This is a genomic window from Deinococcus aquatilis DSM 23025, from assembly GCF_000378445.1.
GTDB lineage: Bacteria > Deinococcota > Deinococci > Deinococcales > Deinococcaceae > Deinococcus > Deinococcus aquatilis.
Window position 1 is genome coordinate 24,909 of sequence record NZ_KB899698.1, and the last position, 22,070, is coordinate 46,978.

Here is a 22,070-nt window from a genome sequence, read left to right on the forward strand (position 1 = left end):
CGCTCATGACGCCGCCCTCACGGTCGCGCTGCTATCCTGCGCCTCATGAAGCTCGTGCTTGCTGTGATTCAAGACGCGGATGCTTCCGCACTGGTTCGGGTCCTGTCCGCCAATGCCTTTGACGTCACGAAACTCGCCAGCACTGGCGGCTTCCTGCGCGCAGGCAATACCACCCTCATGATCGGCGTCACCGACGAACGACTGGCCGAGTTACAACGGCATGTCCAACAGACCTGCCACACCCGTCTCGTGACGCACAACGGGCCCATAGACGAGCAGCGCGAAGGCTCAGTCAATCCCGTGCAAGTGGCTGTGGGCGGCGCCGTCCTGTTCGTGATGGGCGTGCAAGAGTTCGTCAAATTTTAACGACACAGGGACCGCACGCCCGCCACCAACGCTGACCCCAAGTGCACAAGGATCAAGAGACGGAATTGCGGAAGAAAGCCAAGACCAGCGTGACGGCACACATCAACGCAAACGCATGAATGGTGTGCTTGCGGCTGCGTGAGCGGAAGAACTCTGCGCGTTGCTCGGGCGTATCCCGAACCAGCCAGAACATCAGCATCGGAAGAAACAACGCACTCGGCAAGCCAATGAAGCCAATCCCGAACGCCAGGATCAATTGTGCCCAGCCCGGCATCTGCGTCCCCGCAGCCGTAATGATCAACAAAGAAGCCACAATCAGCAAGGTCGGCAGGCCAGTCAGGGGCCGGGCTTCAGGGTAAGTACGCATCCCCGCGCATCGTACGGAGCGTTTTCAAGATTCACAAGGGGGGGCCGTCCGGGAACCACGAATTGCTCTGCCCTAACGCTGCTTGGCGGGCGATTTTGGCTTGCACCCTCTGGCCGTGTTTCAAGACCGCCGCATGTGCTGGCCAGTGCTCTTCCAAGACGGCCAGAAACGCTTCCGCTGACAATGCACGCCTGAGCGCCGTGTACCAGAAATCACTCGTCGAGACCGGAGAACGCATGCTGGGAAATTTCAGTCGAAGGTAACGTAGCTTCCACAGGGCCTCTGGATACGCTTCCGGGCACTGCGTCTTGAACACCTGGCGCCATGTCTCTGCTCGTGCCCGGCACGCCTCATGCAGTTCTGCCATACGCTCAGTCAAGTCCGCCACGCGCTGCAGCTGATGATCTGGGCTTCGGTCGACCAAGACGCCTACTTGGACGAGATGATCTTCCAGTCCAGCGTGCACGAACAAGGGCAGCGCGGCGCGTTGACGCGTATTCCACTTTTGAGCATTCCGGGCGCTCGCCTCCTCGCGCGTCACTCTCTTCCGGATTGGCTTGGCCCGGTTCAATGGGAGTGGGTTGAGAGAGTTCTCTTCCGTAGAACGTACTTGCGACAGGATTGACATTTGTCGCCATGGCCCTCACAGGGCCACACCTGATCAGTGGTTACGGTCAGCGTACCTTTGATCGATGGAGAGCACCTGCTGGGTCACATCTTGTCCAGTTACAGCTCTGCTGGCTCAGCACTCAGCTTCGTCAGCGCGCTCAAATAGTCTAAGGTCAGCACCAGAAACGTTGTTGCCCACAGCGCATGCTGTTGCTTTCGAAAGCCGAGTTCACCATGTTGAATCTGATCGCGCTGAGGCACAACTTTCGATCGTGTGCGCGTAAACATCTTGTACTGCCTGCGCGTGAATTCCTCATCAAAAAGTTGCTGGCCGTCCTTGATTCGTTTGTGCCAGCCGTCAAGTACCTCTGTACGATGTTGGATCTTTGCCTGGTCATTCGTGTAGAAGCAAGCCTTTTCCAGGCCAAACCGCGCAGTCACATCGTTGAACAAACCTTCTGCCTCGCCAATCATAAACGAGGCTACGTTGTCGACGTGCTTTCCTTCACACGCCAGAGTGAACTGGCTTTCTACAGATGTGCGACGCTCCAGTGCCCGTTCTTCTGGGAGACCTAACGCCATAATTTTTTCTGAGATGTAGCCTTGCAAATCCACTTGCACTTCCTGAATGGCTTGTATTAACACGTTTTTGGCCGCATCAAATCCTTGCTCCGCCGCACGCGAGAGTGTGATGGGCAGCAGGAAATCTGAATAGAGCAGCACGGGGAGGATGTACCAACCCTCCTCGAGAAACAGTTTGACCACCTGTTCCGTCTGAGCATTAACCTCCTGCTCTTGCTCCCGCTGCTGCGTCAAAAACCGGTCGTACTGTACGGTGCCCTGAACCGCGAACTTCAACGCATAAGGCGTGAAATCTGTCGCCCATAACAGACGTCGCCCCACCAGCGTCTCCGTACGAACAATGCTGTGCCAAGCTGACACATTTTTTCCTTGACGTTGCGGCAGCGATGCAAATAACGGCGTACCCAGCACATGCCGCAACAGCTTGTCTGTCCCGAAGCTCGAACTCATCGCTGGCAACATCTGTTTGTGTAAGTCCTCTACGGGTGACCGCACCGAGGCTCCGATCCCACGAGGACCGCTGATCATCTGTTGGGTTGTCAAGGTGCTGGGCAAAGACCTGAAAAACGAGTCAGCGGGCGAACGGAGGCTCTGAAACCCTGAGAGCCTCAACAGCTGTTGGGCGGGCAGCAGCCGGTCTCGACGCGCTTGCTGTTCCAGAATAAATCGAAGCGTTGGGGGCAGAAAATCGCGCATAGGGTTTGTCCTCCCCTGCATTATGCGTGTAGCCAGTGGCGAAGCTGTAAGCCATTTGATCCAGTCCGACGAGAGTGCCTCGCGGTAGCAGGACAGAGCATGACGTACCGCCGCTTGACTCGCACCAGCGCCTGTCGGCACCTCCCTCTTGATGCTTTACTCCTCGGACAACCGAATCCCCCAACGCCGTCCTGTATACAACGTGAACAGGCCTGGATGTGCGTCCAAGCGTGCGAACAATGCCCCAGCCGTCAACGGCAAGTTCAGTCTCTTCACCAGCGCCGTACACGAACAAACGCCTTGCTGACGAACCAAGTAGCGCGCGACCTGCACAACCGGATCCTCAGTCTCTGGCCACGCGAACGCCACGCGCGCCTTCTGAGCCTTGATCTGCGCGTGAACCTTGGGCAGCGGCGTAAACGCCTCAACCGCTGTCCCATACTCCGTCAGCACGCGTCCCAGCACCGCCCGGCCCCTGGGCCAGAGCATCAGCGCGGCCCCCAGACCCAAAGCCACTGCCCCTTGAATCCCTGGAGAGATCCCCCGCCGCGTTAACGCCTGCACCGCCGTCCCCAGCCCGGTCGCAACCACCGACACCGGCAGCCCAAACACGAATGCGAACGTCTCCTGCACCCGCAGCTCATCCCGAAACGCACTCAACACCCGGCCATGCTCCCCCTGCTGCCCTAACGTCGGCAGCAGGCCAGCAAAAGCCTCCTGGTCATACGTCAGCACGCCATCTGCATCTAGCACATACCCCAACAACGCTAAATCCGCATCATCTGGATCCCGTTCGGGTGTCCGCACCGCCGCACTCAGGGCCGTGTCCGCAATCCCGGCCGGATCCAAGACCATCACGTGCGGAGCCACCTCCGTGCGCCAGACGTGCAGCATCGCCTCGGCCTGCTGCGGCCACTTGCGTCGGATGTTCCCCTCCAAGCGGGAGATCCCTGGACTCACCTCCGCAAGATCACTCGCAGACATCACCAGCCGACCATGCGGGGCAGACAACAGCTCAAACAGAGCAGGGCGGGGCCCTTCAGGAGTCTTCGCCGTGCGCTTCAGGTCTCGGATGATCAAGTTCGCATCCACCACCAAAACGACCGTGCGTCCCGTCAGATGCAGGCCCAAGGGTGGTAAGTCACGCGGCGCACGACGCTCGGGTGGCCAGACGAATCGACGAGACGCTGGGGCAACGGACGTGCTTTTGGAGCCAGCGTTCATGCGTCCTCGGCCTTGGCCCCATCCGGGAGGTCGTCATAAAACAGGGCTGAGGCCGCAAACATCGCTGCCCGCGCACCCCCCGCAACCGCGAACGCGATCTGATTGCCACTCGTGACGTCCCCGGCCGCGTACACCCCGGGGATGGTGGTCATCTGCTGGGCATCCACCTGAATCCCACTCGGCGTCACCTCACAGCCCAACTGCACCGCCAACTCCACCTGGCCACGGCGCTCGCCATGCGCATACAGCACGGCCCGATCTGCCACTGTGCCGTCTTGGAAGGTCAAGCGCACCCCGCCCTCCCGCCCATCCACACGCACCAACGGGGCATCCATCAAATGAGCTCCCCGCGTCTCCAGCAGTTCCCGTTGCTCCGGGGTGAAGTCCAAGGAACGGTCTGAGCACACCAGGATGTCCCGGCTGATCTTCTGGTGGTACAAGATCGACTGCACGCCACTCGTGCCCCCCAGTGCAGCCTGATAGAAGGCCGTGGGCCCGTCCCGGATTTCCCAGCCGTAGCAGTACGCACAGTGATGTACACCTTTCCCCCACTCTTCTCGCAGACCGGTCGGCTCATCCGGCAGGAGATCCCGGACGCCTGTCGCAAGAATGATCTTGCGCGCCTGGACAGTCTGGCCGTCGGCCAGGGTGGCGATGAAGGCCCCGTTCTCCCCAGCGACGCGGATGACGCCTGCCTCGAGGACCGGGAAGTCATACGGCCGCAATTGATCCCGCGCCACCTGCAGCAAGTGCACGGGATCCTCCCCATCCTGCGTGAACACCCCATGCGCCTGCCGGGACGGCGCATTCCGACTCGGCCCCGCCGTCACCACCACCCCACGCTTCATCCCCCGCGCGCTATACAACGCCGCACTCAAGCCTGCAAAACCGCCACCAATAATTAGGACATCCAGAGGAGCATGAGTCATCACCGCACTGTAGGACAGGACGTCCGGGGCGGGGCCCACATCTGCGGTTGCCCCGCGTGTTGCGGTCTTCCAGGGTTGTCCACCGTTGCTCAAGCAACATCCGGGTTCAAGCGGACTGCGCGACAGGCGGGCTGACTGCCGCGTGTGCCGCCTGAATCTGGTCAGCTAAGGCCGTCGCACTCCGCCGCCAGCCCACCCACTGATTCCGGAACACAGGATTCCAACGATCCTGCCCCCCCAACGGCTCCAGATGCCACAGCACCGTCACCCCACTCGGACTCGGCACCACCGGATGCCAGCCGCCACCCGCCGACACTTCCACGAACACACCAATATCACCTCCTCCTGGAGCGGCATGGAAGCAAGCTTCTCCTGACACCGCAATCCCGGCCTTGTTGTACGTCACTTTGCCTGTCCAGCCCAAGTGTCGCAACACGGCTTTTAAGTAGCGTCTCGCATCCCGTTCAAACGCGTCTTTCCCGACTGGGTTGTACCCCACATCCCCATCGGCGTTTGGGTATTCGCCCAACAACTGTTCCCCTGTCTCAGCCGCCTTGGTTCGGCGCTGCCATTCGGCACACCGCTCCCGCCAAGATGCATTCACTGCAAACAAGCCGTCCATCGGCGTCAGCAGCTTCGTCAACGCCCGACTCGCCCGCGCAGGCGAAGGATTCTCCGCTTCACCCAGGATGTTCAGGGCCATGTTTGATCCGTCTGGTAGGGGAGAGGAGAGAGGCGTGACCGTCACAATCAGGGCCGTGGTCGCTTGCGCGGTTTGAGCAGCCGCGTACACCACGCCGCCATCCACTTCCAGTTTGAGGATCTTGCTCTGCGTCCATCGGGCCAGTACACCCGGCAGGTCAAGCAGATCGGGACGCAATTTTACTACCAGGTTGGCCATACGTGAGCTGGGCCCCAGACTTGGGGCCACCACCTTTCACACGCCGGAAGAGACGGACGGCTGGAACAAGAGCCACGATGAATGGCCGCATGATTCAACTCCCCGCTCTGCTCCAGTTGGACAGGCGAGGAGCAGCTGGGCCTCTTCACCTCTCCTCCCAGTCCAACTCACCTATTGATAACGGCCAAAGTTCGAGTCGTCTTCCAACAGCGATGAAGCGTGCTAGATGAAGCTTGAGAATGTAGGATCGTCTGCAAGCGATGTGAACTTACGCCGCCATCAATAATACCTTGAGTAGGGGTGTGTACCACCCATATTGTCTGTAATGGGCAGGAGAGTCATATGTCAATTTTCATTGTTGTCTTTACGAGAATCGTGCTCGGCCTCGTAGCTTCAGTCATCATTCTTCATTTTAAAGGCCTATTTGAAAGACTATATGCCCCCAACTATATAATATCTGTCTTTTTCTTTGCTTTAATTGCTCCACTTCTCTTCCTCTATGTCTCCGCACTCAGCCAATCAGACGGTCTTTGGCTCATTCTCGCGTACGTCGCTCCAGCATTGCTTCTTCTGGGACTGGTGGTGAAAAACCCAGTCGCTATTCCACTAACTATGTTTGGCTGCATCTTTTGTGTCATGCTCCTCCCAGCTTTGCTGACGTAAAAGATTCATCCATCCCGGTCACGTCGACGTGTGTTGATAACAGCGTAAGTTCGCATGGGCCTCAAACTGTTCCAGATTCTTAGGTTCTGTCTAGCACGTTCAATTGATGACGAAAACCGACTCAGACTTTGGCCGTTATCAATAGCGTGCAAGCCGCCCGCCGGAGACTCAGGTCGCTGCGGGGAGACTCGCCCACGTTACGGTCATCAATAGACTCAAATCTCGAGTCGAGTGGTAACGATTCAACCCGCCGAGATATGCCGTTCGGTTCGTGTATATCGGTACTTGGAGGCCATAACTCCAGCACAGCCAGGCTTGCACCAGCCGAGCAAGACGGCCATTCCCGTCCCAGAACGGATGAATGCGAATCAACTCCGCATGGATCCAGGTGGCATGAAATAAAACCTCGGACGTGGTCGGTGCCTCTGACCATTCCGCCAACACCTGTTGATGCGTCACCATCACGTCTTCCACCGCCGCTGAAATGAGCGCCGGCGCGGTGCCCGTTTCAAAGCCATACGTGATGTCCGCGTGACGGTACTGACCTGGCTGCATGCGATCCAACCCTGCAGACAACGCGGTATGCCACGCCAACAACACCCCCGAGCTGAGGGCCTCCGGAGCCGTGTCCAAGCAACTCAGTTCCAAAGAAATGAGCGCCCGGGTCAGGCGCTCAAGTTCTTCCGGCGAAAACCGCTTCCCATCACTGCCCAGATGTGTCATGTTGCTCCTGCAAAGCAGAGCTCTGTTCAGGGGTGATTTCCACCCCTTCCAAGCGCAAACTGCTCACGGCATGGGCCACGATCTGTGCCCGCAACGCCGCACTCGGCGGGCCTTGGGGACGCTTCACCGCCAAGATCGTCTGTTCGTTCGTCGGCAAGATCACCTTGGTCATCGGCTCAGTATCTCCTCTCTCCTCGGCGTCGAGCAAGGTGTCGAGACACGTTCAGTCGACGGCTCAACTCACCTTCCAGAAGTGAACGGGACTGGACGTCCGCCCGCCCGAGCGTGCTGCACGGCCCACGGGCGGCAACCCGTCCATCACTCCACGCGCTCTGCTTCTTCTTGCACGACCACGCGTAAGGTCTGCGCCAACCGCCTCCGATCCGCGGCCGTCACTCGCCAAGTCTGCGAGGCCTCCTCCAACACTAAGCCCAGCGTCTGGGCCGTGAGGCTGACGCTCGCCACCGCCAGTGGATCTTGATCATCCACAAAATGAGCCTCTAGACCTTGTTCGAGTGCGGTGATGCAGGCAGCCACTTGAGTGACTGGTAGACCGCCCACGCCTTCCTCGGCTCGCCACACCACACTCTGCCCCAGCGCGTCCACCACAGGCGTCAACGTCAGTTCTGTCCCACTTTCCAGCCAAATTGTTTGCATCCCCGATGCAGGCCCCCTCAGGGCCACGCCTCAACACGCCTACGTTGAGGTCGTTACACTGCGGCCGTGCCGCTCACCGCCCTTCACGGAGAGATCCGATTAGTCAGTGTGGACTTGCCTTCACCTGCGTTTGAAGCGCTGCGTGGCGCCACCGACCTCGTTATGACCTGTTGTGAAGCGCGGGCCATTCCAAAGCGGAGTGTCCTAGGTCTGCCCTTTTTCGCACATCACAGCCGAGGCACCTGTGAATATGCCGGGGAGAGTGAACTGCACGTGCTCGCCAAGGTGGAGATCTTGCGAGCCGCACGAGCCGCAGGGTGGGTGGCCGATGTCGAAGTCCGTGGGCACACCCCAGAGGGCCAGCGGTGGCGGGCCGATGTCCTATGTGAGCGAGGCCGGCACCGGGTGGCCTTCGAGGTACAGCGCAGCGGCATTGTGCTACAGGAGCTGCACGCCCGGCAAGCGCTCTACCGGGCCAGTGGTGTCCGGGGCTTCTGGTTGATGCGCACACATGAACGCCGACTGCGGCAGGCTCAACCCTGGCAGCACGAGACGCCCGCGCTCTACCTCAGTCACGACCGCCACATCCCGGATCTCAACCTCAACCTCACCAGCTTCACTCGGGCGGCCTTAGGCGGACATCTCAAACTGTTCCCCATCCCAGACCAGCCCGTGCAGTTGCGGGTCGTGGCGGAACCCAAACGGTGCTTTCGATGCTTCCAGAATTTTTACCTGACAAGAGCCGTCCTCGTCGCCGACCCGGAGATACCGACCCAGCTGGTGATGACGCCTGGAATCCACCCAGAGCTGGGTCCCCAGCTGACTACCCTCTTTCAGACGCTCGACCTTGATGCGGGGTTCTTGGTGCCGTGGCCCCAAACCGCACCTTTTGTGTCCTGGCCTTCAACAGCACCACACACCTTTCGTTGTCCAAATTGTGGAGCGGCACGATCTGCTGCCCGCTTTGGTAAGACGTGGCTGGATCCCGCGCAGGCGGCGACCACCTGGGCCAGAGGCGATGTCAGAGTCTGGGAGCGGACGCTCACGCTGCCACCGGAATACCACGCCTGGTTGACCCAAACCACCGGGCAGGTCTGGGTCTTGCGGCCGCGAACGAATAAGCCTTGATGGTGGGTCTGGAACGCCGACGTCTGCGAGCGAACCGCACCTCCACTCACGTCTCTCGTTTGACGCGAAGCACGAGCGTCGTGACGCCATCCTTCTCCTGAACCTGAGAGCCATCAAAGTTGGCACCTGTCCCCTCAGGGAACACCTCGCGCCAGATCGTCACGAGGGTGCCGGAACTGAGCTGAGCCTGACCACTGCGGAGGTCTTTCGCTACCTGTTCAAGAAGCGTCGCCACATGCAGGAGTTCGGCGGTCTCTGAGGGCAGAGGTTCTTGAACAGCGTGTTCGGCTCCTCCCAAAGCGTGCGGTTCTCTCTCCAGTGCGTTCGCGATCGCGTCCAGAATCCGTTCGCCATACGCCTCAATCCGCTTCGGCCCCAAACCCGGCAGACCGACTAACTCCGCCATCGTCCGTGGTCGACGCGCAGCGAGCGCCGTCAACGTCGCGTTCGGGAAAATCAGGTACGCCGCATACCCGGTTTCCCGAGCCAAGGCGCGCCGCGCCTCCCCTAACGCGACCGCCACCGCCGCGTCAGGTTCAGCCGCCTGCACCGCACCTGACATAACCACAGGCTCCTCCGGCACTTCGCGCACCATCGCCGGGTCTGAATCGTTCATCGCCTGCGGTGACTTGGACATCTCGGTCACCCCAGAGGGCTGGGCGGCCACCCCCACCCCTGCAGAGTGCGCCAGGCTGGAACGCTCCACCGGCACGTCGCGCGCCCCCGAAGCGTCCACGACCTCTGCAGGCCTGGGCACCTCTGTGACCCGAGAGGACGGGGCAGCTACTGTTCCTGACGGCCCTCCGGCAGAGCGTTGCTCTGCCCCCACCAGAGGCGTCAACGAGTGCACGGGCGTCCCCACCGCTCCCCAGCTCACCTCCGGAGCCAATCCCAACTCGTGCGCCTGCACGGTGCCCCGAGGGCGTGCTTGCTCCTCGTGCACCCCAGTTCGCACCAGGCGAAGCACTTCCGCACCGTACTCCGCCAACCGCCGCTCCCCAATCCCACTCACCGTCCCGAGCGTATGCAAGCTCCCTGGCCGCAGTTCTGCAATCGCCTTCAACGTCGCGTCACTGAAAATCACGTACGGCGTCACCTTCAATTGCCCCGCACGCTCAGCCCGCCAAGCGCGCAAAGCCAGAAACAAGGGTTTGTCGTGCGCACCGATCGCCACCCGAGTCGCCTGAGCTTTCTCCCGAGTACGCTTTGCTTGCCGAGGCAGCAAGGTGTCCTCTCGTAACAGCAACGGCGTCTCACCCCTCAAGATCGCCTTCGCTTGCGGCGTGACCGTCAACCCGTGATACGGCCCCGCCGTGAGGTAGCCCAAACTCACCAGCTGCCGCAGGACACTCCGCCAGACCTTCGGATCATGCTCCTTCCCAATCCCATACGTCGGGAGGCTCCGGTGCCGCTTGTTCTTGTCATTCTCCTTGCCCAGCAAAATATCAGCCAGGTACGCCGCACCAAACCGGTTGCCTGTTCGGATGGCTGCTGACAGCGCCATCTGCGCTTCTCGCCTCATGTCCCGCACACTCGGCGGGTTCAGGCACACATCGCAGTTCCCACACGGGCCGGCATACGCTTCTCCAAAGTACCCCAGCAGCACCTGACGACGGCAGGACGCGGTCTCGCAGTACGTCAGCAGCGCATCCAGCTTGCCGGATTCAATCCGCTTGACGTCCTCTGGGGCGTCACTGTCCGCGAGCATCCGGCGCACGTTGACCACATCGGCGAGGCCGTACACCATCCATGCGGTACTGGCCAGCCCATCTCGGCCCGCCCGTCCGGTTTCCTGGTAGTACCCCTCCAAACTCTTCGGCAGATCGAGGTGAGCCACGAAGCGCACGTTCGGCTTATCGATACCCATGCCGAACGCCACGGTCGCCACGACAATGACGCCCTCCTCATTCAGGAAGCGCTCCTGTGCCCGGTTCCGCTCCTCCGGGGCGAGGCCGGCATGGTAGGCCACCACTGGAAGGCCCTGCTCCTGAAGCCAGCTCGCCGTTTCCTCTACCGACCGCCGCGACAGGCAGTACACGACGCCGGCATCTCCGAGATGTTCGGTCTGAATGAATTCCAACAGTTGGTCTTTGGGTTTGTCCTTGTTTGTGATCCGGTACTGAATATTCGGTCGATCAAAGCTGGAGATAAATTCCGGTGCGTTGGTCAAGCCGAGAACTCGGCGGATATCCGCGCGTGTGCGGTCATCGGCCGTCGCGGTCAGAGCCAGGCGGGGTACCTCCGGAAAGTGCTCTTCGAGCACGCTGAGCTGTTGGTACTCCGGGCGGAAGTCATGGCCCCACTGAGACACGCAGTGCGCTTCGTCAATCGCAAACAGGGCGATTTGCGCCTGATGGAGCAAGTCCAGCGTCCGAGGAAGCAGGAGGCGTTCAGGAGCGACGTAGAGCAAGTCCAGGCGGCCCGCCAGGACGGCTTGCTCAACCGCGCGAGCAGCAGAGGGGGTCAGCGTGGAATTCAGGAAGGCGGCACGAACGCCTAACTGCCGGAGCGTATCCACCTGGTCTTTCATCAGCGCGATCAGGGGCGACACGACGATGCCGACCCCAGGCCGCAACAAACTCGGCAACTGGTAACACAGGCTTTTGCCCCCACCAGTCGGCATCAGCACCAGGGCGTGACGGCCCCCAGCCACCGTCTGCACGATCTGCGCCTGAACGCCCCGAAATTCGTTGTACCCCCAGACCCGCTGCAAGATCTCCAGCGCTTGAGGCATCACCTCTCCAGTCATCGCCCTCATTCTACTCCCCATTCTGTTCAAAACAGAATTCACCCAGACACGGTTCCACTGGCGCAGGCCGCACTCCGCCCCGCAAGTTTCGCGGCCCTCAGCGACGCGAGGGCCCCCCACCAGCGCGGGTGTTGGCTCCATCAAGCGGCCACCTCAGAGATCCCTGAGGACACACCTCCCCGTCATACGGGCCACAGCGCCCCACCTCCGCTCAGCCCTGTGCAGTCCCATCGCTGCTGGACGCCGGGTGTACTCGCCGGAGCAGCACGAGTTGTTCGCGAATGATGCTCGCCAACCGCTCCCGCTCCCGAAAGACCGTCAGCATATGGGACGCATGATGCATCTGCGCGAAGTCCCGGTGACGGCCGTACGCCTTCAGCATCTCTGCGTTCAGGCCGGGATACTGCCGCTCATACACTTCAAGATCCCGCGCCACATCCAGCCGGTCACGGGTGTTCGCGTCCGCGCTCGTGCTGTACCAATCCAACTCGTAGCCCGCATGCAGCGCCAATTCGCGCGTGAATTCGCGCAAGGTTCTGGAGTTGCCCTCCTGAAACGGGTGGAGATGATCGAGGTCGCCGTACAGCTGACTCAAGCGCTCCGCACACTCGTCGAGCGCCAAGCCTTCCAGCGCCGCGCCGCCCTGCAACTCACTCAAGACGCGTTCCACCCGCGGGCCCAGGTCGCCCCCCGCGTACCCAATCACATATTGCGTCCCTTCCCCTTCCAGAACGCGCGTCTTGAAATGCGTGCGGACCTGCGGCCTGAACTCACCCGGACGATGATGCGCCAAATCCTGGAAGATCCGGCGATGCGCTTCTCTCAAGTGAGCGACGTCAAAACGTCCGTTGACAGGGGACTCTTGAAGTTCCAGAATCCGGGCGGATGTGAGGACACCTTCGAGGGCGTGTGGGTCAGGCACTGCGCCGAGCGTACTGCTGCACCTGCGCCACCACTTCGGCCAGCTCCAGCTCGCCACAGACATACTGGGCATACAGGCCTTCAACGAATTCATCCAGCACAAACCCTTCCAGGCGCACGCTGGCTCGGGCCGTGTTCACCGCCTTCTGGCGGCGCTGACGCTCGGTGTCGGGCAGGGTCGATCCGTGCAGAGCAACAGTCATGGCAACAGCCTCCTAGATGCAGCGTACCCCATTCTGAACGAACGGAGACAGCCGCCCGTCTTCTTCATATTGATCCACCCTCCACCGGAATGCGGGCCAGCGCCCGACGCACTTGGCGCACACTCAACCCCAACAGCGCCGCTACCCGAGCGGTCTCCCCAGCACGGCGGCGTTGACGACCCGGCAGCAACTCGCGCAGCTGCTCCTCCACCGCCAAGGTGACCTGAACGCGAGGCAGGACCGCAGGTTCAGTCGGGGGGCAGGGCAGAGGCAACGCGTTCAACGGCACCCCGCTTGGCTCAGCCCGTGCTGCCCCGTCGTCCAGTAGCGGTCGCACGCCATCCTGCCCCCAGTCCTCCAAGCGTTGCCTCAGCCCGCGTTGAAATACGGCTCCTGGACTGGTCTCCACCCGTGCCACCACGTCCCAATCCACCCGCACCTGTGCACGCACCCCCAAGCTGTACACGTACGTCGCCTGCACGGGCGTGCCCACCAACTGCCCGGCCAGCATCATCGCCCGACAGGTCTCCTCCACTTCCACCCGAGGCAAGCTGAGTTCCTGAGCGATCCGGCTCGCCAATTCCCGCCGCCCCAGCAACAGGGCCGTAATGCGCGGCATGTACGCCTCACACACCAGGTTTTTGTCCAGTACCCAGTTCACCCGTTCCCACTCCACATGCAAGCCTGTCTGCACCCGGCGCACCAGACCGCGCTCCACCAACTCCTCCAGCCACGCGGTCAGCGCAGGAATATTCGTCTGCAATGCCGCCGCCAGTCGGCCTGGCTTCGCTCGCCCCCCTTGGTCTTCCAAGGCAGACAAGACCGCAGCCTCACGCGTCGGCGTCAAGTGGCGCGGGATCGGTTCGGCCACCGTCACCCGTCTACCGCCGTCAAGACCAGACTGATCGCCCGTTCCTTGGTCACCGCCAAGGCTTTCAAGGCCGCCCCATCCAGTTCGCCCGCTTTGACCAGGGCGTCTGCTTTCTTCTTGTCCACCACCGAGACTTCCAGGGTGGCTGCATCCCCAAAGACCTCACGGAATCGCTCAGTCGGGTAGGTTGTGGCCATACTTTTGCGCACATCCGCGCGGTACAAGTCGGTCTGCAAGCGCAAGGTCGGATCCGCGGTCAGGGCCTCTTTCAGCTGGCTGGCTAAGGCGTCGCGCTCCACTTCTAGGCCTTGGATGGTGTCTCTCAGCGTGGCATAGCGTTCGAGCGCTTTCAGCAAATCTTCAGGGCCGAGGTCAATTGAGTTCGGGTTGCGGTGCGTCATGGTCAAACTCCTTTCAGTTCAGTGGGGGATCAATCCCCTCGGTATGGTGAGACGGCTGGGGGTGACGCGGGGCAGATCCCGTGTCACCCCCCTCGACTTAGGCGGCAAGCGGTGACGAGGCAGACCTGGGGGCAACAACCCAGACGGCCTCGCGGAACAACGCCTCGAAGCGTTCAGGCGTCAAGCGTCGCGTCACTCCGTCCACACAGGTCACTTGTACGCTCACCCCGTCCTGCCGAAGCGCGTACATCCGAGCCGGCAGACCGCCGACCACTTGCGTCACGCTGACCTGCCCGTGCTCGTTCAAGGCCTCCAGCACCGCCGCGCTGCTGCACCCGGACACGGGAGGCTGATAGCCCAGTTTCTGGCACGCATACCCCCGCACGGCCTGCTGCACTGCCGTCACCGCCACAGGTGAGCCATGGAACTGCACGGGACGCCCTGCAGCGACCAAGGATGCCAACCGGCACAGCCGAGTGCGCACGGGCGTCTGCGCGCGATATTGCTCGCGCAACCACCCTAGGTGGGCGTCGACGGTTGGAAACGGTTGGGGCGGACAGAGCAGCCCGAGATCACTATGTTGCTGATACATACGCACGGTTGGCCCCCATCTCAGGGGGCCACCACTGCCCTGGAGTTAACGTAAGAGTTCCTCGGCGGCCGCCTGCAATTGTTCCGGCGTCTGTTGGCGTTCCCGAACCTGCGCCTGCGTCTGTCGCCACGTCAGCCGAGTCTCCGCTTCCCGCCGAATCCGCCGAGCCACCGCTCCCTGCTGCCGGGCGGTCTCTGCTTGCTCTGTACCCAACGTCATCGCGCACAACTGCTCCAGAGGCACATCCGGTAAGTACGCTGCATGCACTTGTGCCAACCTCGGGCGCCTCATGCGTCATCCGCTCGACGAAACGCCTCGTACTGTCCGGCACGAGTCGCAATCCCCGCGGCCCACACGGCCACTGGGGGCGGCGCACTGAGATCGTCCTCCAAGACTTCCAAGTGCTGGCTCATCGCACGTAACTGATCGCCGACTTCGGGTTCCTGCTGCCCATTCAGGTCGAGCGTTTGAGCAAGGTGCAAGAGCTGGTCAGCGAGCAGCCGAAGGTGCGGACTCGAAGGATGAATCATGCCTTCTCCTGGCCCACCCCGTGGGCCAAGGCTGATCATTCAACTCAACGCCTCGTGTAAGGTGACCCCTGCAGGCATCAGCACGTCCAGCGGAAACTGCTCCTGCTTGAGGGCGTGGCTCAACAACTCCTCGTACGACCGCCCCCAGTTCATGTACCGATCCGTGCGACTTGGCCCGGTAAAGACGGACTGGAAGAAGACGGCTTCCCATGCCTCCTGCAAGCCCGGGGTACAGGCCGTGGGGTACTGCACACTCCCTCGGCACACCCCACCGCCCTGAAAGAGATTCCAGAACGGTGCATGCATCAACGGGGTCTCCAATGTCGGGCGGACATTCTCCCGCAAGGCGAACACCTGCAAGCGGGCCGCAGACGCGATGAACACCAACGCCGGCCAAGGAATCGGCACCCCAGACAGTCGACTGACTGTGGCCGTCTGTCCATACTTCGGTTCAAATAACAAGGCCCGCTCACCTGCCGGCACCCACCATGCACACGCGACGGGCGATGTCGCTAAGGTATTCGGCTGAACCGGCGTCAGGCCCTGAACGCCCAACGCCTGCAACAAGGCTTGCCGATCTCTGGTGCTCACCCCTCGTCCCGCGCCCATGACGGGCTGGCCTTTGGCGTTCGCAGTCAGAGGATGTTTCAGCACGAACGAGCGCTCGCCCGCATACAGCACCAAAGCCAACTGCGGCTGATTCAGGGCGGGTGTAGAGGAGGAGCTTGAGGATTCAGGGAAACGGAAGACTGCGGACATTCACGGGACTGGCCCCGGAGCTCGGGGCCACCCCTTCAACCGCTCAAGCTCGCCCACATCTCCGCCACCTGCTCCTGAATGCGCCCCACGGCCTGCACGTACGCGAGCACGTCCTGATGTGAGGCTTGATCGTGCACCCCAAAGACTTGGAGCGGCTCGGTTTCAACCTCATCCGGTGTGCCCACCAGATCGGCCAGATCCCGAAAAACTTCCAGCACCGGATCTCGAACCGGATCGGCCTGGCAAGTCACGACATGAATCAGGCCCGGGTGCAGCCCTTGTCCTGCCCACTCCCGCGCACACCCCCAGTGCTCCGGGAGAGTCCCGACGAAGCGTAACACCTCGCCCGCTTGCCGCAAACCTGGATGGACGTGCCCACACAAGGTGTCGAGCAAGCGATCTCGCACGGCTTTCGGCGCGGTCCAGAGGGGGCGCGGATACTTCGGCCCGAGCGCATACGGATGGGGGATCCCCTGCCGGTCGGCCCACCGCACCAGATCGCGGGGACCGACGTTCAGCAACAACCCCTGATGCGCTTCGCTCAGCGCCTCCTCGGTCATCTCCTCCCAACTCTCGCCAAAGAGGAACTGAGTTTCTCCGAGCAAGGCATCCTCGGCGGTAAAGATCGGCGCGTACGGCGCCAAGGCTGTTCGTAAGCCCCCGACCAACGCCCCAAACAAGTGCGGGTCAGAACGGGCCAAGTCTGCCCGGAGACCCCGGAGGTCAATGATCCGATCTGTCGGCCACGCCTGTGGGGGCAGCACCCGCACCTCCAAGACGGGCTGCGCCCCGACCAAGGAGATCCAGTGCCGCGACATGCTCAGTTCCACCTCGACGTTCGCGAGATCAAAAACCGTTTGATGCGCGGCCGCATAGCCTCGGCACAGGTAGCCTGCTGGCGTGTCGTCCGCCTGTGGCTGCACCCGGGGCAAGATGCCCTGCCGAGTCAGCGTCAGGATCAAGTCGCAGGTCTCATCTTGCAAGCTGGGCGACACGGGCGTGACGCGGAACCCTGTCGGCAAGCGGTGAGCGAGTGGAACCGCTAGGGCAGCAACGGCGGGGGTGGGCCGGGCACTGGGGTCAACGCTGGGCTGGGCGACGCGTGCAGCAGGTGCGCCAGGGCGGCGGTCAATGGTTCGCGAAAGATTCGCGCTGGGAAGGCTCGCACGGGCGGTTGTGTGCAGCGAAACGTGTTGAGCCATGACTCGAGTTCCTCTTCAGACATACCGCTGGGTGGCCCCGTTCTGGGGCCACTGCTTACACCTTCGCCCGACGTGGCCGCCGCGCACGAATCTTGGCGGGCACCAAGAGTGGCTTCGGTGCTTTTCCGCGTCTCGCTGGCACTTGACCCTCCGGCACGGGCAGGGCCACCACCCGCACGCCTTGCGATAAGTGAATAAACGCCCCGCAGGTCGCCGTCTGTCCATGCAGCAGCAGCTCCCCTAACAGCTGCGCGGCCTGCAACGCCACATTTGGATTGATGAACAAATGCTGCCGGGTCAACGCCTCCGCTGCCGAACAACTCGGCGCGTCATCGTCCTCCCCCACCTGCATGGACGGATCACGCTCCAAAATATGCGGCAAGCGCTGCGCCACTGGGCCGCTCAGCTGACCCAGAATCACCTGTCCCGTCCGGGCTGCATTCCCACAATCCAACCAGTACCCCACCGAACGCCCCAGCATGGCCGCGTGCACCGCTCGGCGACTTTGTGCCGAATCCACACACGTGATTACCACCTGTACGGGTGACCCGAAATCACTCGCCTGCACCCAGCGCGGCCACGCCGCCCAACTCAGGCCTGCATACAGATTGCAGCGTTCCACCAGCACGATGCTCTTGTATCGGCCCACATCTGCGGGCGCAAAGTGTTGCCGGGTCAGGTTGGTCTCACTCACCTGATCGTCGTCGAAAGCCGTCACGTGCAGGCCCGCTCCTCCCAGCGCCCGGATGGCTTGATCAAGCCGCAACAGGTGCGTCAACAAGAGGCTGCCCGTCCCGCCCACCCCAATCAGGAACACGCGAATGACCTGCCGGGGATCAAAAGTCAACTGATGCATCCCCGCACGTGGCCCCACTCGAGGGGCCACCCCTGTTACGTCCGACTGAGTGCTTGTAAGGTCAGTCCAGCATCGACCAGCACCTCTTCCGGAAAGTGTCCAAGCTGCCGCGCCTGGTCAAGCAACGCTTCATAGCCGGCACCCCAATTCATGTACCGATCTGTCCGGCTCGGCCCAGTAAAGACGGATTGGAAGAACACGGCTTCCCAAGCCTCTTGCAAGCTGGGCGTGCACGCGGCTGGGTACTGCACACTGCCCCGACAGACCACGCCTTGCGCGAACAGATTCCAGAAGGGGGCATGCATCAGTGGCGTCTGCGCCGTAGGACGTTCTTCTCCCCGCACCGCAAACACTTGCAACCGCCCCGCAGAAGCGCGCATCACCAGCCCCGGCCAGGGAACCGGCTGCCCGGAGAGCCGGGCAATACTCGCCGTCGCCTGATACTTCGCATCAAACCACACGGGACGCTCAGCTGGGGGCACCCACCAGATCAAACTGTTCACTCCCACGGCCAAGGTCGTGGCCTGCGTGAGTTGCAGGTCCAAACCGCTGAGAAACTGCATCAGGTAGCCATGATCCGCCGGACTCAGGGCCTGTCCGGCGCCCAAGGAACAGCTCCCGTCTGGGCCCGCATGGACGGGATGTTTGAGCAGGAGATGGGCGTTCTGGCGGCTGTACAGCAGCAAGGCCAGTTCGGGCCGCAACGGTTGGGGAACGGCGGCTTCGCTGGGCGGTAGATCAAGCGTGACATCAAACGGCATAGGTGTCGGTGGCCCGGAGTTGGGCCACGCGTGAGTTCTGGTCACTTCGTCGGTCCCGTTGGACAGTCTTCATCCAGGGCCGTCAAGAGGTCGACGATGGCTTCGCACAATCGTTCGATCACTGGAGCGTGCTGGAGATACGCCGCCAGACGTGCGTGCGACTCGGCCGTGTTGTCCACGTGCAAGACGTACTGCGGATCCTCGTCTCCGCTTTCCCAATGGTTACGCACAAATTCATCCACTGTTTCTTCCGCAATGCCATACGGCGCCTCGCAGACCGTCAGGAAGGTATGCGGAATGAGCAAGCCACCCACTTCGCTGGCCTCCTGGATGGAGAGTTCCGGTAAGGCATCAGTGGCCTCGGCCAGTTGAGCGAGCAAGGGGCCCAGGGCCTTGAGCTTCTCCCACCTCTCCGGCAGGGCCTCCAGCTGGGCAAGCACTTCTGGCAAGGTCAGTAACCTGCGGAAATACTGCCACGGCGTCGCATCCTGCACCTGGCGCGCGTGAGGTAAGCCAAATCGGCGCGCCAAGCGGATGGCCTGCCGCTCGCTGAGTTCGAACGGCTCGTCCCGGCCCAGATGTTCGGGCAGCCCCAGTTCCAAGAGGTGATCGGTGTTGTGCCAATACTCCGCGATCTCCGCCGCCGCCCGCGGCCCAAGCACCGGCATCACCGGGCTCGAAGAGTCTTCCAGGACGGCGAGGATGCCCGGCAGTAACCGAGGCTCTACTGCCCACAGTGCGGTGTGCAAGCGCCCAAGAGACACCACCCCATCCTGATGGGCCGCCGCTTGAAAGACCAAGTGGCCGTCCCGGTTCTGGACGTGCACCGTCACTTCAGTCAACGGCGCGGCCGCGTTCAAGGCCCGAGTCAGTCGTTCCCCCAAACTACCCTCCTGCCCAAGATCAGGCAGGACAGTACCAAACAAGGGCAGGACCAGGGGCGTCGGATCATTCGCCTGCAACGCGACCCACTGCGCGGCCAAACCATCCAAATCCGCTTGATACAACACAGGGCCCACGCCTGAGAGCTTCGGAACAGCGCGGTCGGCCCAACTTACGGCAGCATCGGGACCGCCTCGCTGGTCTGCACCGGCAGACTCCCGGACGTCCGCAGACTCTCGCGCAGGGCCACGAGGGAGCGACTGGCGGCCACGTCGTGGGCCCCGGGCAAGATCACCACCCCGGAGGGCAGCCGCGGACTGGGCAGGCATGCGGGAACCGCCTTACCCTTTGCGGCCATAGCTCTTGATAAATTCCACGGTCACCGTGCCCTTCGCGAGATCGGTCACCGGACTGCCGATACCCGCCGTCGTGAGTTCGGGATGCCGGGGCGCGTAGAACTCCTTGACTTGCTCTGGAGTCAGCTTCGGGTTCGGGTCTTCCAGCGTCTGACCGTCGAACTTGAAGCGGCGCTGCAGGGGCTGGACTGGGGTGGAAAGAGAATCACTCATACGAGCTGTTGGCCCCCCAGCGGGGGCCAAGCCTGTTCAGAACAGCGAATTGATCGTGATGGGCGTGAGCGTGAGGGTCACGGGCTCCTCTTTGCCTGCCCGCACGGTCACGAGCTGGCTGGTCGTCTCGTGCTCGGCGGCTTCCGCACTGATCGTCCAGCGGCCTGCAGGCAACAGGACCTCCCCGTGGAATGTCACACTGGTTTCCCCTTTCGTGGCCGTGAGCGCCGCGTCTACGGGCGTCACCGTCACGCGCACCCACCCGCCTTGTTGTTCCTCAAAGTTGTGCGTCTTATTCGCATACATACTCAGCGTCTTTTTGACTTCGCCGAAGAGCGGGTGGGTGGCCGTGATCATCAGATTGCCTTGCGGTACCTCGTTCTCGCCGAGAGTTAAGTCACACGCCGTCCCGCCCACATCGCCTTGTAGGGTCGTGCCTGGGGCCGCGTGTAACACCACCTGGAAACGCTTGCCCTTCGCGGGGCTTGCAGGCGTTTTCGGCTTCTCCGTCGCCTTGTGATTGAGTTGCTGCTGTTTCTGAGCGGCCCTCTGGCAGATCTGGAACGCATCCCGTCGGGCCTCCGCATAGCCCTGCATGGCCTGCACCAGATGCAGATCGAGCCACGCCGGCGTCTCGGTCACCATCAGGGGTTGTGCCTGGGTTTCACCGGGATGAGGTTGTGGGAAGATGCCGAGCGTGAGTTGATCGCCCACGCGCAGGAGTTGCAGGGTCAGTTGGCCGCCGTCGGCGAGTAAGCCCGCCAGTTGCGCGAGCAGACCGCTGCTCTGCGGGATGAACAAGGCTGAGCCAGCCCCTTCTCCTGAGGGCAAAGTGGGCTCGTCCGATTCCACTGCGACTGGCAGGTCCTCGTCCAGTTCAACAGCGACAGGGCCTTCCTCATTTGGCTCCATCTCTGGATCTGCTTCAGTCTCCTCGGCCACCGGTGCAGCGGTGACCTCCACAGCGAGACTCCGGCGCGCTGGATCAAACGCGGCGACTGGCGCGGCGTTCTGGACGGGCGTGGCGACGAACAACTCCTCGAGCGCCTCCAGAAAGCTCAGATAGTTCTCCCGGTTCAGGGCTTTCTCGGCATGCACCGTGCTCACCTGCCGGTAAGGGGCTTCCAAGGCCGTGCCCTTGACGGCCTCCCAGAGTTGGGCCGCGCGCGCCTTGTCCTCAGGCAGCACAGGGGCATTCAGAGCGGAGAGAGGGGGGGCAGCGTCCGTATAAGTGGTCATACCGCACCTTGGCCCCCATCTGGGGGCCAAGACTGATCTGTTCCCCAGCGCTAAGAAAAATCCTCCGGACGAACGCTCAAGCGACTGGTGCGTACACTCCGGTGCGCCTCTGGATGCCGGGCATCCACCCCCGCCCGGAGGGCCCGTTCTGCTGCCTCACTCCACATCGGGGTGCCCTGTTCGGCCAGACTCGCCAACAGATCCAGACGGTAGGCCAGATCTGGACTTTGCACGACCACTTCCGCCAATTCCTCAATCTCGATCCGCTGCTCACTGGTCACCACCGACTGATAAATCGGGCGCACGGCTGTCCCCTGGTCGTCGGTAAACACCTCGTCCAACACCAAGCGGCAGAGCGGCATGCTGAATAAGGCTGCCCCTGGTCGGGCATTCAACCCATTCTCGGTCAGGGCTAAGAACCCTAATGCGGGCAGGCGGCCGAGGTGGTCTGGCAGCATGCACAGGAGCCGCCCCTCAATCAATCGGTGGCCGAGACGCAAGGCCGCCCGCACGATGGCGAACGTCAGTCGACTGACGCCACTCGCTTTATACGGCAGCCCTTGCTGGCGGAAATGCCGAAGCAGGTCCTGAAGCACGGTCTGTTCGAGAACCAATTGTGAAGGGAACAGACTGGGCACCGACGGGCGATCAATCGGGGGGACGGGGGGCATGACCGCGGTGGGGCCTCCA

Annotated in this window: 28 protein-coding genes; 3 read left to right on the plus strand and 25 right to left on the minus strand. The window is 62.1% G+C overall.

Features of this window, described 5'->3' with window-relative positions; genetic code table 11:
- Nucleotides 1-45 precede the first annotated feature (45 nt).
- Nucleotides 46-366 carry a cyclic-di-AMP receptor gene (locus tag F561_RS0103315; protein ID WP_019008521.1) on the plus strand — a complete coding sequence of 107 codons (321 nt, stop codon included), beginning with the start codon at nucleotides 46-48 and terminating at the stop codon, nucleotides 364-366.
- A gap of 52 nt (nucleotides 367-418) precedes the next feature.
- On the opposite strand, the gene F561_RS0103320 is transcribed toward F561_RS0103315, so the two are convergent.
- The 5 genes from F561_RS0103320 to F561_RS0103345 form a co-directional block, all read right to left on the minus strand.
- Nucleotides 419-688: a hypothetical protein gene (locus F561_RS0103320; protein ID WP_157451518.1), complete on the minus strand. Its 270-nt coding sequence runs from the start codon at nucleotides 686-688 to the stop codon at nucleotides 419-421.
- 771 nt (nucleotides 689-1,459) lie between these two features.
- Entirely contained in the window at nucleotides 1,460-2,620 is a 1,161-nt protein-coding gene (locus F561_RS0103330; protein WP_019008524.1) for a hypothetical protein, read from the minus strand.
- A gap of 156 nt (nucleotides 2,621-2,776) precedes the next feature.
- On the minus strand, nucleotides 2,777-3,751 hold the full coding sequence (locus tag F561_RS0103335; protein ID WP_157451519.1) for a PIN domain-containing protein: 975 nt from the start codon (nucleotides 3,749-3,751) through the stop codon (nucleotides 2,777-2,779).
- Nucleotides 3,752-3,840: 89 nt separating this feature from the next.
- On the minus strand, nucleotides 3,841-4,773 hold the full coding sequence (locus F561_RS0103340; protein ID WP_040379756.1) for an NAD(P)/FAD-dependent oxidoreductase: 933 nt from the start codon (nucleotides 4,771-4,773) through the stop codon (nucleotides 3,841-3,843).
- A 106-nt stretch (nucleotides 4,774-4,879) separates the two neighbouring features.
- Entirely contained in the window at nucleotides 4,880-5,674 is a 795-nt protein-coding gene (locus tag F561_RS0103345) for a hypothetical protein (protein WP_019008527.1), read from the minus strand.
- A 342-nt stretch (nucleotides 5,675-6,016) separates the two neighbouring features.
- On the opposite strand from F561_RS0103345, the gene F561_RS0103350 reads away from it, so the two are divergent.
- Complete coding sequence (locus F561_RS0103350) at nucleotides 6,017-6,337, plus strand: hypothetical protein (protein ID WP_019008528.1); 321 nt, start codon at nucleotides 6,017-6,019, stop codon at nucleotides 6,335-6,337.
- Nucleotides 6,338-6,505: 168 nt separating this feature from the next.
- On the opposite strand, the gene F561_RS0103355 is transcribed toward F561_RS0103350, so the two are convergent.
- From F561_RS0103355 to F561_RS0103365, 3 genes are all read right to left on the minus strand, one after another.
- Nucleotides 6,506-7,060, minus strand: a complete 555-nt coding sequence (locus F561_RS0103355) for a Fic family protein (RefSeq protein WP_019008529.1) — start codon at nucleotides 7,058-7,060, stop codon at nucleotides 6,506-6,508.
- A complete protein-coding gene (locus F561_RS0103360) occupies nucleotides 7,041-7,232 on the minus strand; it encodes a hypothetical protein (protein ID WP_019008530.1) in 192 nt (63 codons plus the stop codon). The genes F561_RS0103355 and F561_RS0103360 overlap by 20 nt, the downstream gene beginning before the upstream one ends.
- A 146-nt stretch (nucleotides 7,233-7,378) precedes the next feature.
- Nucleotides 7,379-7,717, minus strand: a complete 339-nt coding sequence (locus tag F561_RS0103365; RefSeq protein WP_019008531.1) for a hypothetical protein — start codon at nucleotides 7,715-7,717, stop codon at nucleotides 7,379-7,381.
- Between the two features lie 162 nt (nucleotides 7,718-7,879).
- On the opposite strand from F561_RS0103365, the gene F561_RS27030 reads away from it, so the two are divergent.
- Nucleotides 7,880-8,845, plus strand: a complete 966-nt coding sequence (locus F561_RS27030; RefSeq protein ID WP_245556418.1) for a competence protein CoiA family protein — start codon at nucleotides 7,880-7,882, stop codon at nucleotides 8,843-8,845.
- Nucleotides 8,846-8,891: 46 nt separating this feature from the next.
- Here the strand turns inward: F561_RS27030 and recQ are convergent, their stop codons facing one another.
- The 17 genes from recQ to F561_RS28590 form a co-directional block, all read right to left on the minus strand.
- On the minus strand, nucleotides 8,892-11,603 hold the full coding sequence (recQ, locus tag F561_RS0103375; protein ID WP_019008533.1) for a DNA helicase RecQ: 2,712 nt from the start codon (nucleotides 11,601-11,603) through the stop codon (nucleotides 8,892-8,894).
- 202 nt (nucleotides 11,604-11,805) lie between these two features.
- Nucleotides 11,806-12,609, minus strand: a complete 804-nt coding sequence (locus F561_RS24680; protein ID WP_083922278.1) for a Fic family protein — start codon at nucleotides 12,607-12,609, stop codon at nucleotides 11,806-11,808.
- Nucleotides 12,509-12,718 (minus strand): antitoxin VbhA family protein, encoded by a 210-nt coding sequence (locus tag F561_RS0103385; protein WP_019008535.1) that lies wholly within the window; start codon nucleotides 12,716-12,718, stop codon nucleotides 12,509-12,511. Before F561_RS0103385 ends, F561_RS24680 begins: the two co-directional genes overlap by 101 nt.
- 64 nt (nucleotides 12,719-12,782) lie before the next feature.
- Complete coding sequence (locus F561_RS0103390) at nucleotides 12,783-13,538, minus strand: hypothetical protein (protein WP_157451521.1); 756 nt, start codon at nucleotides 13,536-13,538, stop codon at nucleotides 12,783-12,785.
- A gap of 53 nt (nucleotides 13,539-13,591) precedes the next feature.
- Nucleotides 13,592-13,990, minus strand: a complete 399-nt coding sequence (locus tag F561_RS0103395) for a hypothetical protein (RefSeq protein WP_019008537.1) — start codon at nucleotides 13,988-13,990, stop codon at nucleotides 13,592-13,594.
- A 97-nt stretch (nucleotides 13,991-14,087) separates the two neighbouring features.
- Complete coding sequence (locus F561_RS24685) at nucleotides 14,088-14,423, minus strand: hypothetical protein (protein WP_040379720.1); 336 nt, start codon at nucleotides 14,421-14,423, stop codon at nucleotides 14,088-14,090.
- A 204-nt stretch (nucleotides 14,424-14,627) separates the two neighbouring features.
- A complete protein-coding gene (locus tag F561_RS27695; protein WP_083922280.1) occupies nucleotides 14,628-14,873 on the minus strand; it encodes a hypothetical protein in 246 nt (81 codons plus the stop codon).
- Nucleotides 14,870-15,112: a hypothetical protein gene (locus tag F561_RS0103410; protein ID WP_019008540.1), complete on the minus strand. Its 243-nt coding sequence runs from the start codon at nucleotides 15,110-15,112 to the stop codon at nucleotides 14,870-14,872. Before F561_RS0103410 ends, F561_RS27695 begins: the two co-directional genes overlap by 4 nt.
- A 39-nt stretch (nucleotides 15,113-15,151) precedes the next feature.
- Nucleotides 15,152-15,871 (minus strand): PRTRC system protein B, encoded by a 720-nt coding sequence (locus F561_RS0103415; protein WP_051096815.1) that lies wholly within the window; start codon nucleotides 15,869-15,871, stop codon nucleotides 15,152-15,154.
- A 35-nt stretch (nucleotides 15,872-15,906) separates the two neighbouring features.
- Nucleotides 15,907-17,073 (minus strand): hypothetical protein, encoded by a 1,167-nt coding sequence (locus tag F561_RS0103420; RefSeq protein WP_157451523.1) that lies wholly within the window; start codon nucleotides 17,071-17,073, stop codon nucleotides 15,907-15,909.
- Between the two features lie 55 nt (nucleotides 17,074-17,128).
- Nucleotides 17,129-17,929, minus strand: a complete 801-nt coding sequence (locus F561_RS0103425; RefSeq protein WP_019008543.1) for a PRTRC system ThiF family protein — start codon at nucleotides 17,927-17,929, stop codon at nucleotides 17,129-17,131.
- A 35-nt stretch (nucleotides 17,930-17,964) separates the two neighbouring features.
- A complete protein-coding gene (locus tag F561_RS0103430; RefSeq protein WP_245556417.1) occupies nucleotides 17,965-18,735 on the minus strand; it encodes a PRTRC system protein B in 771 nt (256 codons plus the stop codon).
- Nucleotides 18,732-19,700 carry a hypothetical protein gene (locus F561_RS0103435; RefSeq protein ID WP_019008545.1) on the minus strand — a complete coding sequence of 323 codons (969 nt, stop codon included), beginning with the start codon at nucleotides 19,698-19,700 and terminating at the stop codon, nucleotides 18,732-18,734. Before F561_RS0103435 ends, F561_RS0103430 begins: the two co-directional genes overlap by 4 nt.
- A 44-nt stretch (nucleotides 19,701-19,744) precedes the next feature.
- Nucleotides 19,745-19,867, minus strand: coding sequence for a hypothetical protein (locus tag F561_RS30280; protein WP_281166570.1), 123 nt, complete (start codon nucleotides 19,865-19,867; stop codon nucleotides 19,745-19,747).
- Nucleotides 19,868-19,913: 46 nt separating this feature from the next.
- Nucleotides 19,914-20,141: a PRTRC system protein C gene (locus F561_RS0103445; RefSeq protein WP_019008547.1), complete on the minus strand. Its 228-nt coding sequence runs from the start codon at nucleotides 20,139-20,141 to the stop codon at nucleotides 19,914-19,916.
- Between the two features lie 36 nt (nucleotides 20,142-20,177).
- The gene (locus F561_RS0103450) at nucleotides 20,178-21,380 is read right to left on the minus strand and encodes a PRTRC system protein E (RefSeq protein ID WP_083922282.1); all 1,203 of its coding nucleotides are present in this window, start codon (nucleotides 21,378-21,380) and stop codon (nucleotides 20,178-20,180) included.
- A 50-nt stretch (nucleotides 21,381-21,430) separates the two neighbouring features.
- Entirely contained in the window at nucleotides 21,431-22,051 is a 621-nt protein-coding gene (locus tag F561_RS28590) for a hypothetical protein (protein ID WP_157451524.1), read from the minus strand.
- Nucleotides 22,052-22,070: the final 19 nt, after the last annotated feature.

Excerpts from the sequence above, each read along its gene's own strand:
- F561_RS0103365 (WP_019008531.1), bottom strand. The coding sequence starts at position 7,717 with ATGCAAACAATTTGGCTGGAAAGTGGGACAGAACTGACGTTGACGCCT.
- F561_RS0103425 (WP_019008543.1), bottom strand. The coding sequence starts at position 17,929 with ATGCATCAGTTGACTTTTGATCCCCGGCAGGTCATTCGCGTGTTCCTG.
- F561_RS0103450 (WP_083922282.1), bottom strand. The coding sequence starts at position 21,380 with ATGACCACTTATACGGACGCTGCCCCCCCTCTCTCCGCTCTGAATGCC.
- recQ (WP_019008533.1), bottom strand. The coding sequence starts at position 11,603 with ATGAGGGCGATGACTGGAGAGGTGATGCCTCAAGCGCTGGAGATCTTG.
- F561_RS28590 (WP_157451524.1), bottom strand. The coding sequence starts at position 22,051 with ATGCCCCCCGTCCCCCCGATTGATCGCCCGTCGGTGCCCAGTCTGTTC.
- F561_RS0103395 (WP_019008537.1), bottom strand. The coding sequence starts at position 13,990 with ATGACGCACCGCAACCCGAACTCAATTGACCTCGGCCCTGAAGATTTG.
- F561_RS0103445 (WP_019008547.1), bottom strand. The coding sequence starts at position 20,141 with ATGAGTGATTCTCTTTCCACCCCAGTCCAGCCCCTGCAGCGCCGCTTC.
- F561_RS0103355 (WP_019008529.1), bottom strand. The coding sequence starts at position 7,060 with ATGACACATCTGGGCAGTGATGGGAAGCGGTTTTCGCCGGAAGAACTT.
- F561_RS0103315 (WP_019008521.1), top strand. The coding sequence starts at position 46 with ATGAAGCTCGTGCTTGCTGTGATTCAAGACGCGGATGCTTCCGCACTG.
- F561_RS0103420 (WP_157451523.1), bottom strand. The coding sequence starts at position 17,073 with ATGGCTCAACACGTTTCGCTGCACACAACCGCCCGTGCGAGCCTTCCC.
- F561_RS0103385 (WP_019008535.1), bottom strand. The coding sequence starts at position 12,718 with ATGACTGTTGCTCTGCACGGATCGACCCTGCCCGACACCGAGCGTCAG.
- F561_RS0103345 (WP_019008527.1), bottom strand. The coding sequence starts at position 5,674 with ATGGCCAACCTGGTAGTAAAATTGCGTCCCGATCTGCTTGACCTGCCG.
- F561_RS27695 (WP_083922280.1), bottom strand. The coding sequence starts at position 14,873 with ATGAGGCGCCCGAGGTTGGCACAAGTGCATGCAGCGTACTTACCGGAT.
- F561_RS24680 (WP_083922278.1), bottom strand. The coding sequence starts at position 12,609 with ATGAATTCGTTGAAGGCCTGTATGCCCAGTATGTCTGTGGCGAGCTGG.
- F561_RS0103350 (WP_019008528.1), top strand. The coding sequence starts at position 6,017 with ATGTCAATTTTCATTGTTGTCTTTACGAGAATCGTGCTCGGCCTCGTA.
- F561_RS0103330 (WP_019008524.1), bottom strand. The coding sequence starts at position 2,620 with ATGCGCGATTTTCTGCCCCCAACGCTTCGATTTATTCTGGAACAGCAA.
- F561_RS0103410 (WP_019008540.1), bottom strand. The coding sequence starts at position 15,112 with ATGATTCATCCTTCGAGTCCGCACCTTCGGCTGCTCGCTGACCAGCTC.
- F561_RS0103415 (WP_051096815.1), bottom strand. The coding sequence starts at position 15,871 with ATGTCCGCAGTCTTCCGTTTCCCTGAATCCTCAAGCTCCTCCTCTACA.
- F561_RS0103360 (WP_019008530.1), bottom strand. The coding sequence starts at position 7,232 with ATGACCAAGGTGATCTTGCCGACGAACGAACAGACGATCTTGGCGGTG.
- F561_RS0103340 (WP_040379756.1), bottom strand. The coding sequence starts at position 4,773 with ATGACTCATGCTCCTCTGGATGTCCTAATTATTGGTGGCGGTTTTGCA.
- F561_RS27030 (WP_245556418.1), top strand. The coding sequence starts at position 7,880 with ATGACCTGTTGTGAAGCGCGGGCCATTCCAAAGCGGAGTGTCCTAGGT.